Below are 13,875 nucleotides of genomic sequence, written 5' to 3'. Positions count from 1 at the left end.
TTTTAAAGGGTTTCAGGATGGCTAGGATTAAACATTCAAAATAATACGAATTTGAAACTGACTCATGAAGCAAGGCTGATCAGGACACTTTTTTTCTGGAAGCATTATCCATGTAACCACTGCGGCTACGACATTATGAAAGGATGTATCACTATTCGGGTGTTTTATATGTAGAGGCTTATGTGCATATCCAGTTGCCAATAGTTTAGATAAGTCAACCACTATCTCAAGCGGATTGATACTAGTGAATTAATTAATTCCGTTACGGCTGCGATACAAGATATCGAGCACGAATGGAAAACGAACCTTTTATGGGTAGCCTTGCTCCACAAACGTCTGGTATGGCCTTTGCCAAAATTGCAGAGATGAATTCGAATTTCGATCCTAATTACATGCAAAGTTTGACGAATGAAGAACGCGTAATCATGGAAGAGATCTTTGACGAGCAGTTTATTAAATTTGATAAAGAGACATTGTTGCCATTCTATAATCGCATATTAAGGGCAGTACGGAAAGTTTGTAATATTTCGATTGTCACTGGAGAAAATATTTATTCCAGTTCTTTCGTTAAGAAGGGAATTGAACATCTCTTCGATCCTGAAGGTAACGAAGACATGCAACAAAACTACGGCCTTCATGGCTACGATGCGTTCAGAAGAGAAAATGTATATCAGAACTTTGCACTTAAACGTTGATCATTACTTGATTTAAAGCGTCCCCTTATTGTTGATGAATGGGGGGGACATTCCCTAGTCAATCATTCACGAATGCGCTAATTGAACATATGTCGGGAATACTTGAAGCCTATCTCTGGAGTACATATTGGCTATACCGCCCCGGAATGGAGAATGACTCGAATTTCTCTTGCCTTGAACGGGGTTATCCTACTCAGGTAACGGGGAAACTTTTATTTTATCCTTACGAGTATCCAACTTAATCTCTTACTGAAAAGTGGGAGTCTCGGAAGAACAGGAAAATAACCTTTTTTATGCCGGATGTATCAAGCCAGGTCCACAGTAACGCGAATCGTGAGTTCGGTTTACTGTGGACCTGGCTTTTCATCTGTAATATTGACCAGGTAATTCGTACAGGCTCACATATGTTCAATTCAAAATCAAACGTCAATTACTGACTGGACGACCCTTAAAAAATTGAGCAGTATAAAAAGGCATTAGATATCTTAAATAAACCAAAGTAATAACTAAGCACCTTTTAATAAGAGCTTTAAACGTATAGGAATAAAATTGATTGCTGTTGCTGTTAAAATACAAGATAATTTGATGAATTAAAGGAAATACTTCCTTGTTAGTAGAAATATTAATTAAACAGAGTAATGGAGGTAATTAAAAAATGGAAAGTCTTAAGGTCGAGATACACAATTGCTATGGGATAAATAAGCTAGCCCATGATTTTGATTTTAGTACTAATTCGGCTTATGTAATTTATGCCCCAAATGGTGTGATGAAATCATCTTTCGCTAATGTTTTTGATGATTACAGTAAGGATAGGATTTCAACTGATTTAGTTTATAAAACTCGTGTTTCACAGCGTAAAATTACTGATGCTTCAGGGAATGAAATCAATAAAGAGTCTGTTTTTGTAATAAGACCATATGAAAAAGAATTCAAAACTAACCGTGTCTCAAATCTACTGGTGAATCAAGATCTAAAAACGAAATATGTGGAACTTCACGAAAAAATAAACGACTTAAAAACATCACTCATGAAAGAGTTGAAGAAAGTAACAAAAATTAACAAAGTAGAAGAAGAAATTCTCAGTGTTTTTGCAACACAAAATTCAAATATAATAGAAATCATCCATAGTCTTGAAAATGTTGTTTTGGGTGAGAATATAGTTGAAAAGTACTCAAATATATCGTATAAAATTGTATTCGACCCGAAAGTTATCCAGTTTCTTGCCACTGGAGATTTTAAGTATCAAATAAAGAAATACATAGAGAAATATAATGACTTAATAAAAAACTCAATGTTCTTGCGGAAAGAATTTAATCACTATCATGCAGACACTGTTCAACAAAATTTGGCGAATAATGGTTTTTTCAAAGCTGAGCATACTATAAATATAAACATGAATGGTTCCAAACAAGAAATAGGCTCATCGGCTGAGCTGGAAAAGTTGATTAATGAAGAAAAATTTAAAATACTATCCGATACTGAACTCCAAAAAATATTTGAAGACATTGATAAGAAAATATCAAACGCTCAATTAAGGGAGTTTAGAGATTACTTATTTGAAAATCAAGAATTGTTAGTTGAATTGGAGAACATCCTTAATTTGAAAAGATCTGTTTGGATATCCTATTTCCAAAAATGTTCTGTACTATTTCTAAATCTAACTAAAGAATACAAAGAGTCACAAGATGAATTGAAAAGAATTATCGAGCAAGCGAATAGAGAAAAAACAGAATGGGAAAACGTAATTGACATTTTTAACCGAAGGTTCCATGTACCATACACTCTAAAAATGAGTAATAAAGCAGATAGCATCCTAAAAGATGAAGCACCAAGCATTGAATATATCTTTAATGATCAAACTGGACTTTCCGAAAGCGTTAGTGAAGACTTACTACTATCAGTGTTAAGTCAAGGTGAGACAAGAGCATTGTACTTATTAAACATTATATTTGAATTAGAATGTCGGAGAATACAGAATTTAAAAACATTACTCATAGTTGACGATATCGCAGATTCTTTTGATTACAAGAACAAATATGCAATTATAGAATATCTAAAAGAGTTAACTGATTCAGATAATTTCAATATCATAATATTAACTCATAACTTTGATTTTTACAGAACAGTACAGGATAGAATAAACACTAATAAGTTTACTCACTCTTGTATGGCTGTCAAAAAGATTGATTCAATTGATCTAATAAATCCAGGATATAAATATATAAGCAATCCATTTGCTAACTGGAAGAGGGATTTAAATACCAACAATGCTAAGTTAATAGCGTCGATCTCTTTCGCAAGAAACATAGCAGAACATGTAGGAGATACAAATAATTTCAATGTTTTAACCTCAATGTTGCATTGGAAAAATAATTCTCTACACCTTCGATTAAGAGATATCGAAAATTCTTATAAAGAAATTTTTAAAGATATGAGCACATTTGAAATAGTTGATTCTGATAAACTTTTTTTTGATTTAATTTTTGAGGTTGCTGAAGAGATCTATGCTGAACAAGATGAGGTAGGCTTAAATTTGGAGAATAAAGTTGTTTTATCGATTGCAACAAGAATTAATGCAGAACGCTACATGATTCAGCGAATTAGTAATCCTACCTTTGTTTCAGAAATTAGAAGTAATCAGACAGGTAAATTGTTTGGAAAATTTAAAAATGATTTTCCAAGTGAGATAGAGCAAATAAAAATACTTGAAAAGGTAAACTTAATGACTCCTGAGAATATACACTTAAACTCATTTATGTTTGAACCAATACTTGACTTATCTGAACACCACCTTAAAGATCTTTATGCAAGTGTGAAGGCTTTGATATATGCAGAGGAACTAGGATCACAGTATGTTGCGGCATCAGGAGAAGATAAACCTGCTTAAAATTAATACTAAATTATTGTATTTAGAATTTTCACATTTCGCTTTAACCAAAAAAAACGGAGGAGCCACAGCTTAAAAAAAGAATAAAATTTAAGAGAAACTAGGTATGCGGAACCTGTATACTTAGTTTCTCTTTTTTTATTCATCAAAAGAAGGAGAACACTCATTTAGTAGATTACATTAAACTACGGAGAGTCAGCTTAATTCTAGGATTGATCGCAACGAACTGGATATACAATGACCTAGTTCACATAAACAGAGAAAAGAATTCATACTAATTTTCTTCTTCTTCGTTCTTTTTGGAAACAACTGTCGAGAGACAAAAACTGAAGAAGTAAATCGATGTACAACTCCAAGCTAATCAAATGACTGCTATAGCTGAATTTTTGAAAAGGGTTGTTTGCTGCAGCTACTATAACAAGCCTTGCTTTATCGTTAGCCCAACGATCAGAACGACCTGGACACAGACAAGCAATAGTTAGGCGATATTGTCCTCACCCGTAGATTCAAAAGCACTAGATGTTTGAAACTGTTTAAGGAGCAGCAAGGAAACACTTGACTAGAGATCACCAGAGATGCCTCTGTAATCCGGGAAAACTTGACCCACCACAGCCTGAAACTGCAGTTTTATCTGTACATACATTTGCGTAAGCGCGACAAATTGACGTGTTAAATTTCTTAGTTCCTTGTTGTCTATAATCTTCAAAATCCTCTTTGTATACAGTTCACATAATCGATGGGTATCGACCATGTCAGTTTTCACTTTGCGTAAACTTAAATTTTTAGCCTGATGTGAAACAAGAGAATTAACGACCAAAAACGAAATACTGTGCTCCTGTAGGAACTGAATAACGGCGTGATGGTAGTGTCCTGTCGACTCCAAGATGACGGTAGGTGCCACACCAGAAAAGGCCGCCCAAAGGACAACCGGGAAGAGGACAAATTTCCTTTTTCTATTTTGGGTAATCCTTGTTCAATCTACAGCTGTAGATAGAGAAAGACCTTAACGGCAAGTTTTCAAATCAAAGAAAAATATTTCGAATTTTGCGGATGATTGTTCGTCCTTAATAGATAGAGGTAATTGATGAGACGCTTTTACAACCAATTTTACAACCAAATGTATAAAATATTATTGCAAAAGGGGTGAACAGTAACCTATTCTACCAGAATGAAGGAATCATGCCTGCCGTTTACGGAGTCCTGGTTGTACTTGTTGTCCTCGGGACCGTGAGCAATCCGGAAGCCGGCAAAGGTTATCCCGACAAGTAGATAAAAATCAGAAATGACGAAGACCCTGCTGGTTACGTGCTGGCAGTATATAAGAAGAAGGAGACTTAGTGGGAGATGACGAATATTATAATGGTATTTCACTCAGGAAAGGTTGATGTCTAGTGCCTAGATTTATCGCTTTTAAATTTAAGAACAACGGGGAATCCTTTTATATCGAAACTATAGTAAATAAGCGTAGGAAGACAATTCTCGTTGATGGGGGTGAAGGAGGAGAACTAGCTAATCATTTTACGAAAGTAGTAAGACGTGACAAAGTGAATGTAGTTGTTTGTACACATCAAGATAGCGATCATAGTAGGGGAATACGTACATTTTTGAGTGAATATAATTGTGACGAGGTGTGGCTTCCGGCTGAATGGGGTTATCTATATGGATACCTATTTAATAAAGATGCACCTGATATTACTGATACCTTCCAGAAGTTAATCTCGTTATTACAAGTTTTTGAGGATATGGAACGGGAGAGTGTATTTAGAAAAAAATATTTTGGAGAATATCTCACATGTCAAATAGAGACCATGAAAGAAGAGATTCACTCTTTTGATGAATTTGACCTTGCTGAATTTTCAAACCTAGAAAGGTATAGTAAGGTAGTACTCATGGAACTTGAGATATCTAATTTAAGCTTTTCAGATTTATCTAAGGATGCGGCAACCTGGATAAGCGAAACTATTGGTCATTATAAGAATATAGTTAAAATTGCAACTATAGCATTAGAGAAAGGCATTCAAATCCGTTGGTTTGAGTACCGAAAAGATGCTCCTCTAATAATACATAAAGAAGATCCTCTGATTGCGTTAAACTCTAAAGAGGTTCTTCGCATGAAAAGGTTTAAAAGTTCTACTGAATTTTTATTGCAATTGGTGTCCCAATCCAGAAAGTCTGTAACGAACCAGCGTTGTCTAGTATTCAGTACTAATTGGAAAAACAAAAAAACTCCTCCTATCCTGCTTACCGCTGATTCTTATTTGGAGGGAAAAGAAGTAGACAAGGCGAAGTTTAAGAGAGGTATGATAATCACAGTTCCACATCACGGCTCTAAAAATAATAAAGATGCTTTTGATAAAATAAAATCTAAAATTGAATCTCACCGAATTGATAGGACAAAATGGATTAAGAGTTATCACAGCAAAGCAGCTTTGGATAGTTGGTATTTGAGAGATATTTTGGAGATAAAAGGCGGAACTAAGAGATATTGTACGAAATGCGAAAATGAGCATATAGAATTCAAATCGATTAAACGAGAATGGAAACGAATCAAGGCTAAGAAAAGAAGAGACGGATGTAAATGCACATCCAAATGAAATTAGGTAATTGCTATATTTTTGGTTAAACATAAAAATCCGAGATTCTTAAATCAGAAATCATATAATTACGTAAAATAATAATTTGACGAATAATTACTCAAAAGTTATATTCATTTGGGGGTGGTTGTTTTTGGATAAACAAGCTAAATTACACCTTATGGGTCGAATTGACGATAAATTGAGTGAATTACCTTGGTATGTTACTGAATTTATTGACAGTAAGAAGCGTAAGCTCTCTGCCTCAACACTTCTTAATTACTGCCACGATTATATAATCTTTTTTGATTGGCTGATTACAGAGAACTTTACCACAGTTCAAAAAAGAACAGAAATTGAATTATCCACGCTAGAAACATTAACGATACGTGAAACAGAAAGCTTTTTGTCTTTTTTGGAGTATCAACTTGGGAATAATAAGCTAACAATAAACCGTAAGCTTTCTTCTCTTAAGTCCTTATTTGATTACTTACAGAATAAAGCCGAAACAATTGATTTAAAGCCTTATATACAACGAAATGTTATGGCTAAAATGGACTTAAATGCAGTAAAAGAAAGTCAGGAAACGATCGCGAATCGTATGGAAGGAAAAATACTGAGAGAAAATGATTTTGAAGCTTTCAGAGTGTTTGTAGCATACGATTTTGGCGAATTAAACAAAACAAACAAACGTATCATTCATTTCCATCAGTTTAATCGTGAACGAGATACGGCAATAATTTCATTAATCTTAGGATCAGGACTTAGATTATCAGAAGTTTCCGGAATCAATCTTGAGGATTTAGATCTGACGAAATCATCAGTAAGAGTAGTCCGAAAAGGGGGAAAAGAGCAATATGTTTACTTTAGCAGCCAAGCATCCCTAGATATTGAGAATTACCTGCAGATAAGGGAAACAAGATATACCCCAGAAAAAAATGAAAGATTTTTGTTTATTGCAGCACCTGTAGGACGCAAAGGTAAAAATAGACGTTTAACACAACGTTCTATAGAAAAACTTGTTGAGAAATATGCAACAGCCTTTGGAAAGCCGGCTTTGACGGTTCATTCTTTGAGGCATTCATTTGCCACACGTTATCATATTGAGAATAATGATGTCCCAAAATTAAAGAATCAACTAGGACATTCTTCAATACAAACTACAATGATTTATACTCACTTAACAGATGATCAAATGAGAAGCGCTGTAAATAACATGGATAAATAATCCGGAGGGAGTGACATAAAGTTGCCTACCAGACTGGAAAATTGACACAAAGTTACCTACCAGACTGGAGAATGACATCATAAAGTTGCCTACCAGGTGCCAAATTTGCTCCGTTAATTAAAGACAAAGGACATAAATGCATGAAAGTAGGGTACTTTGTGTCAATTTGGTAGGGAACTTTGTGTCAATGTACATAAGAGACTGCAGGGTTAAGCCAGTACCTGCAGTCTCTCGATCTATATACATATGTACAAAATACGAGTTTTGTGAAACAGTACTAGTGATTTAAAAGCTGCACAGTGATTTTTACCTGTACAGCCAATTCTTTTATAACCAATTCTTCTTTTATAATCCGAGTTAATCCCAAACTACTTCTGTTCCTGCTACGAAGTCATGAATCGCACGTCGATCCTCACGCAAACCGACCATAAAAGCACTCACTATAACTCCGATACCCAAAGTTAATACGTACACAAGTCCAGCCACAACAACTCGCATCAGCATCGTACCAATTTTTGGCGGTTCGTGTGTATCGTATTGTCGTATTCGAATTCCACATATACGTTTTCCGATGGTTCGACCATACCAGTAAACTGGTAATAAAATTGAGTATAACGCACTAAGCAGTTTGGCAATCGGCTCATCCGTATCAAAGTTACCCGTAAGCACACCTGCAATAATCACTAACGGAATTGAAATAATAAGACTATCCAACACGCCTGCTCCTAATCTAATCCAAAAACCTGCTTTATACAAAATGCTTTCCTCCAAACTACAATTTCAAACTAAACGGCTAATTTATTTCATGAACTCCCTTCATTAAAATATCTAACTTTATGTACACAACTCAAATAGTATAACAGAAAATTTTACCTTTTTACGATAAAACTCCTATTTGATTTTAATTGCATCCTTTGTGAATTTTATAACAAACCATCGAATTAACTTAACCGCTGTTCATGTTCACTACTTACTCTTACATAATCCTTTCTAATATTGTATTTAGCTACTGCTGAGCCCCCAATGAAAACACCATAATAATTATGTAAACCGAGAAAGCTACTCAACATTTGTTAAGTAGCCTTCTGTTCGTTCTGCATCTGCCCTCTTCGCCAAATCTTATTCTCCACAATGGCATAAACTAACCCCGCGATGGCAAATATCCATATCGATGTCATTCGGTTCAGATAGTATCCCTTCACGAAATATGGACTGTACATGAGATCAAAAACCCACAGCCCGCCCCATCCAAACCCAACCATATAGATGAAAGTTCTCATCATAGGAAAACGTACATATTTTCGCAGCAACCATGAGATCGGGATAAGAATAACAACATAAAAAGCGAGTAAATAGTGCCCGAATCCCAGGATGAAGGACAAAATATATATCAAGCCCCCTAGATTACGTAAGCCGTAATACTCTGTCGTTGTAATTTGGTACCCTTCAATCCTCTCAAGCACGATGAGTGCTGTAAAGAAGATCCCGATAAATATCAGTCCTAATACCATGTAACGTTGAACCGCGTTCACCAACATCAGATCACCCCAATGTCTAAACGCAGCGAGAACCGCTCAAGTTACATGATTTCGAACAAATTCCACAATTCCACAATTAACATAGGCGTTATTAGGTCCTGTTAAATGTTAAATTTAATCTATCGTTTCAATTGCTTTAACCCAACGACTACTTCTGTCCTTCCAGGATCATCGTACCCAAACGGTCCATAAGCTCCATTCTCCCCGTCGCTGTGTAAGAATAATTGTAATTATCGACATTAGAGATTTTATAGATCTTCTCATTCTTCACCGCGTTCATGTTATTCCACACCTTGCTATCGACCATCTTGTTCTCACTATTCTCCATCAATAGCAGACGATCCGGATTAACGGTAGCCAGAGCCTCCAGTGCGATCTGTTTACCACCCCAGCCCTCTGGATCAGGGATCCCCTCTGTGCGCTTCAGGCCCCATTCACCGTATAACATCTCAGCTGCCCCTTTATTGGAATAGATGACCAGGTTGTTTGGATATGTCTCAATTACGGCAAAGGATTCACCATTTACAGCCGCCTCCAACTTTTGTTTCCACTCTGCAGATTTCGCATCATACTTGGCCAAATATTCATCTTTCTTGCTTTCTTCTCCAAACGTATCTGCCAAGAATGTCAGGCGTTCTCTCCAATCATAGTAGGAATAAGGCAATGAAATTGTAGGTGAAATTTTAGATAAAGTTTCATATTGATCCGTGTTAAAATCCTTTCCTAGAATAATCAGATCCGGATTGGCACCCGCTATAGCTTCAATGCTGAACGGGAAACCATACCAGCCCAGATTAACGGTATCTGCACTCAGCTTATCCTCAATGGTTGGCGTGAGTTGCTCCGGATTGCCGTAATCCGCGCTCATTGTGGCCACAGGTGTTTTCCCAATGATCAGCAGCTCTTCTGTAGAGCCAGAAAGATCAACAATGCGCTCTGGATTCAAAGGGATGGTAATCTCTTCACCATTCGGATTGGTAATCCCTTTGGTCGTTGCTTGTGCTGTCCCCTCTGAGGGGCTGGCCACTTCGCTGGTCGTCTGCGTTGTTCCACAGGCCGCCAAGGTGAGCATACAGCATAGTGCAATCCATACAGGAATTCGTTTAAACATCGTTGTCATTCTCCTTTTATGTCAGTTCATTAGCCACATTAGGCTTATTTGGTTCAGTTACTCTATCTATCTCATCGAACCCATTAACTATTCACTTTTACCTGCCAGCCTTCCGCATCCTGTTGTAACTGCCACAGCCGAGCGTAAATGCCTGAGTGATCTAACAAATGCGCATGAGTTCCTTGGTCTACGAGCTGACCTTTGTCCAATACAAGGATCTGATCGGCATTTTGAATGGTCTTTAATCGGTGTGCAATCAAAATAACCGTCTTGTCCGTGACTAGCTCATTAATCGCTTGCTGCACCGCGGCTTCGTTCTCCGGATCAAGTGAAGCGGTGGCTTCGTCAAGCAATACGATCGATGCATTTTTCAACAAAGCACGTGCAATGGAGATCCGTTGCTTCTCCCCACCAGATAACGTCGATCCACCCTCGCCAACGAGCGTATCGTACCCTTGAGGCAGACTGGAGATAAACTCATGACAACAAGCTCTGCGTGCTGCCTCCTCAATCTCGAATTGCGAAGCGTCTTTCTTTCCTACACGGATGTTGTTGCCGATCGTATCCTGGAACAGATACACGTCCTGGAAGACCACTGAGATATCCTGTAACAGCTTCTCCGGGTCCATCTGAGCAACGGGTCTGCCACCAATGCGAATGGTGCCTTGCTGTACATCCCAGAAGCGCTCAATGAGACGTGTGACTGTACTCTTACCACTACCGGATGGGCCAACCAGCGCAGTAATCGTATGCGGCTCAATCGTAAACGACAAGTCTTTCAACACCGACTGCTGAGCATCATATCCAAAGGTCACCTGGTCAAATGAAATTGCCTGATTTGGTTGTACATCTCGCTTTCCTGCCATCGGGGCCTCCTGCTGTACATCCATAATGCGTCTTGCACTATACGCGGAGTACCGCATCTCCCCATAACTCATAAGTACAACCGTTAACGGTTCGAATACCTTTGTGCCTACCAGCAAAAATAACAGAAATACCGGTAACGACAACTCTCCGCCTGCAAGCAAATAACTGCCCACGAGAATCATCCACGTCATCCCTGATCGTGCAAGCAACATCGCACCCATAATCATTGGTCCCATGATACCTTCCAACCGAATGGAAGCGGACTTCAATTCGTCAAAAGAACGACGCAGCCGTTCAAAACGTTTGCCCCCCATATTGTGGGCCTTAATCTCACGAATGCCGCTCAGATACTCCTGCAGCCGACTGGCGGCTTCATTTTTGGCTCGAACATGGTTCTCACTCAGTCGTGCCTGAATGGAATCCGTAAGCCATAACAGAGCCACACCTAAGGGAACCGCAACAAACATGGCTACGACCATTCTCCAATCCACCAACAGAAGTCCGCCAAAAGCGAGTACCGGAAGCACAATCGCGCTGATCAGCTGCGACAGATTGTGAGAGATCGTATGCTCGACCTGACCATAATCACTCAGGATCAGGTTCGTAAGATCCCCAGGATCACGTTTTCCGAAAAATCCTAGTGACAAATGGCGAATATGTTCTGCCAGCTTCAATCTTCCTGAGGCAGCGAGGCTGTATGCTGCCCGATAGGTCTTGTCATAGAGTGAGGCGTAAGCCGCATACTCCACCAGAATCCAGACAAACAAGATGCAGCATACAATCCACATTCGGTTGATATCCAATTCTTTGTCCGGATCAGCGAAAGACTTATAGATCGTATTGAATATGTCCACAAGCAGCGCCGCAGGAACAATCTTTGCAATCCCGTCCAGAATCGCTGCAATTACCGAAGGAAGCAGACTACGCGGGTTACCGCCAGATATATTGTATAGATAATTCTTCATCGTCCTGCACCTCCAAGCTTCCAGGAAGCTGCACTGATATGGGCCTGCCACATGTGCTCATATACTCCGCCTAATGCACGCAATTGATCATGTGTCCCACGCTCGGCAATCGTTCCCTTGCGGATCACGAGTATTTGCTCGGCTGCACGAATCGTTGTTAGACGATGAGCAATAATCAGGACTGTTTTGCCTTGAACCAGTTGGGCCAGACCTTGATGGATCTTGTGTTCATTCTCTGCATCTGCGTAGGCAGTCGCTTCATCCAGGACCAGAATGGGAGCATTTTTAAGCAGTGCCCGTGCAATAGCAATTCGCTGTGCTTCACCGCCGGACAGGTACGTGCCGCCTTCTCCGATTTTGGTGTCATATCCGGCATCCAGTTTCTCAATGAATTCATGACAGCAAGCAGTTTGAGCCGCAGCTATAACGTCCTGTCGTGAAGCTGATGTGTTGCCCATCCGAATATTTTCTTCAATCGTATCGTAGAACAGATGTACATCCTGAAATACAAAGGACACGGTATCCATCAGTTTCTCTGTCCCCATCTCCTGAATCGGAATACCACCAATCTTAATCTCACCTTCCTGTACATCCCAGAAACGAAGCAATAGATTAGCAATAGTTGACTTTCCTCCACCAGAAGGTCCGACAAGTGCGGTCATCTCTCCTGCTTTGGCTACAAAATCAATCTGTTCAAGTACGGTTTTATATGCTTCGCTCTCCTTACGTTCATAGGCAAAAGATACTTGACGAAAGGCAACCTCATATGTATCCGGAACTTTAGGCAATTCAGGTTCTTGTACAATCGGCTCGGCAAACACCGATTCAATCCGTTTCTGTCCTTCCACAATCTCTCGCATCCCACTACCCAGATACATTAACTTCAATAACGGAGCAGATAGACTCGGGGTAATGATCAGAAACAGAATAAACGTGATCGCAAACGACTGATTGCCCGCATTTCCACTCGACAGCAGAATACCCACCGGAACAATGAAGGTAAATAACGAGATCATGATCACAAAAAACAGCCCGTAAGATGTTTTACATAAATCTGTTATTCTCAACGAAATATCCCGGTACCGCGTCACCGCCTGTTTGAAGGTCAGAAACGAATCAGCTGTAATGCCAAATACTTTCACCGCCGGCATACCTCTCACGTATTCAACACCCGTCGCATTCATCTCTTCAATGGCCAGTTGAAAATCACGATAAGCCTGACGGCCGCGTTCACTGCGAAAGATACGACTTTGCAGCCAGAACACGATTCCGATCGGGACCAACAGCGTCAGCGCCATGCGATAATCGAGCCAAAATAAGTATCCCAGCAGCATCAGTGGAATGACAATCGCACTGACCAGATCCGGCAACTGATGGGCGATAAATTTCTCAATTTTCTCCACACTGACTTCGATGATCTTCTTCAGCTCACCGGTTGCCGTCCGGGTGTGATACCCCATGGGTACTTTGGCAACATGTTCCGCAAGTCTCACTCTGAGCTGGTACAAAATGTTGAACGCAGCGATGTGTGAGCACATCCCCCCGATATAGAGCGCAATGAGCCCTGCAATCAGGGCTACGAATGCGACGATCCCCCAATAGATCAACAGATCTCTGTCCATCGCAGATGGTTGGCCCGCATGCGTTAGCAGTTCCTCGACGATCTTATACACTCCGACAAAAGGAACAATCTGCAACAGACTCGACAGGGTCGAGAAGATACTTGCTGTAATCAGCAGACCTTTGCGCTCCTTCGTTACTTGCATTAGTCCGGACACTTCAGATGTGTTGTTCATCTCACCCCTCCTGATATTAATAATCATTCTCAATATAGCGCAGTGTTATATACGCACATTAATATCTCATAGAGCCCTGAATGATCACTACCTCTTCACGGAGCAATAATACCTCATCACGGATTATTGTTGTCTCACAGCATCTTATAAGCCCTATTGGGCATATGACCTCGTCGCGTAACTTGAGAATGACTGGTGAAGTATTACATTCTCGC

Annotated in this window: 10 protein-coding genes; 5 read left to right on the top strand and 5 right to left on the bottom strand. The window is 39.4% G+C overall.

The annotated features are described in order from the left end of the window. Positions 1-293 precede the first annotated feature (293 nt). The 5 genes from NSQ38_RS18935 (at position 294) to xerS (ending at position 7,383) form a co-directional block, all read left to right on the top strand. Positions 294-695 (top strand): hypothetical protein, encoded by a 402-nt coding sequence (locus NSQ38_RS18935; RefSeq protein ID WP_339783460.1) that lies wholly within the window; start codon positions 294-296, stop codon positions 693-695. 655 nt (positions 696-1,350) lie between these two features. Continuing rightward, positions 1,351-3,582: a hypothetical protein gene (locus NSQ38_RS18930; protein WP_339783458.1), complete on the top strand. Its 2,232-nt coding sequence runs from the start codon at positions 1,351-1,353 to the stop codon at positions 3,580-3,582. 1,143 nt (positions 3,583-4,725) lie between these two features. After that, a complete protein-coding gene (locus NSQ38_RS18925; protein ID WP_339783456.1) occupies positions 4,726-4,851 on the top strand; it encodes a hypothetical protein in 126 nt (41 codons plus the stop codon). Between the two features lie 122 nt (positions 4,852-4,973). Next, a complete protein-coding gene (locus tag NSQ38_RS18920; protein ID WP_339783455.1) occupies positions 4,974-6,176 on the top strand; it encodes an MBL fold metallo-hydrolase in 1,203 nt (400 codons plus the stop codon). Between the two features lie 133 nt (positions 6,177-6,309). After that, positions 6,310-7,383: a tyrosine recombinase XerS gene (gene xerS, locus NSQ38_RS18915; RefSeq protein ID WP_083679516.1), complete on the top strand. Its 1,074-nt coding sequence runs from the start codon at positions 6,310-6,312 to the stop codon at positions 7,381-7,383. A 357-nt stretch (positions 7,384-7,740) separates the two neighbouring features. Here xerS and NSQ38_RS18910 read toward each other — a convergent pair whose 3' ends face one another. From NSQ38_RS18910 to NSQ38_RS18890, 5 genes are all read right to left on the bottom strand, one after another. After that, positions 7,741-8,139 (bottom strand): RDD family protein, encoded by a 399-nt coding sequence (locus tag NSQ38_RS18910; protein WP_081746009.1) that lies wholly within the window; start codon positions 8,137-8,139, stop codon positions 7,741-7,743. A gap of 317 nt (positions 8,140-8,456) precedes the next feature. Then, positions 8,457-8,894 carry a hypothetical protein gene (locus NSQ38_RS18905; RefSeq protein WP_339783454.1) on the bottom strand — a complete coding sequence of 146 codons (438 nt, stop codon included), beginning with the start codon at positions 8,892-8,894 and terminating at the stop codon, positions 8,457-8,459. 175 nt (positions 8,895-9,069) lie between these two features. Beyond that, positions 9,070-10,032, bottom strand: coding sequence for an ABC transporter substrate-binding protein (locus NSQ38_RS18900; protein WP_339783453.1), 963 nt, complete (start codon positions 10,030-10,032; stop codon positions 9,070-9,072). An 83-nt stretch (positions 10,033-10,115) separates the two neighbouring features. Then, complete coding sequence (locus NSQ38_RS18895; protein ID WP_339783451.1) at positions 10,116-11,864, bottom strand: ABC transporter ATP-binding protein; 1,749 nt, start codon at positions 11,862-11,864, stop codon at positions 10,116-10,118. Next, positions 11,861-13,660: an ABC transporter ATP-binding protein gene (locus NSQ38_RS18890; RefSeq protein ID WP_339783449.1), complete on the bottom strand. Its 1,800-nt coding sequence runs from the start codon at positions 13,658-13,660 to the stop codon at positions 11,861-11,863. The genes NSQ38_RS18895 and NSQ38_RS18890 overlap by 4 nt, the downstream gene beginning before the upstream one ends. Between the last annotated feature and the right edge of the window lie 215 nt (positions 13,661-13,875).

Origin of the sequence: Paenibacillus sp. FSL R7-0313 (genome assembly GCF_037969885.1) — a bacterium.
Taxonomy (GTDB): Bacteria; Bacillota; Bacilli; order Paenibacillales; family Paenibacillaceae; genus Paenibacillus.
Note: the sequence above shows the minus strand (reverse complement) of the source record. Positions and strands in the feature narration are given on the sequence as shown.

Coding starts and splice junctions, on each gene's coding strand:
- NSQ38_RS18935 (WP_339783460.1), top strand. CDS start 294: ATGGAAAACGAACCTTTTATGGGTAGCCTTGCTCCACAAACGTCTGGT.
- NSQ38_RS18930 (WP_339783458.1), top strand. CDS start 1,351: ATGGAAAGTCTTAAGGTCGAGATACACAATTGCTATGGGATAAATAAG.
- NSQ38_RS18905 (WP_339783454.1), bottom strand. CDS start 8,894: ATGGTATTAGGACTGATATTTATCGGGATCTTCTTTACAGCACTCATC.
- NSQ38_RS18900 (WP_339783453.1), bottom strand. CDS start 10,032: ATGTTTAAACGAATTCCTGTATGGATTGCACTATGCTGTATGCTCACC.
- NSQ38_RS18895 (WP_339783451.1), bottom strand. CDS start 11,864: ATGAAGAATTATCTATACAATATATCTGGCGGTAACCCGCGTAGTCTG.
- NSQ38_RS18890 (WP_339783449.1), bottom strand. CDS start 13,660: ATGAACAACACATCTGAAGTGTCCGGACTAATGCAAGTAACGAAGGAG.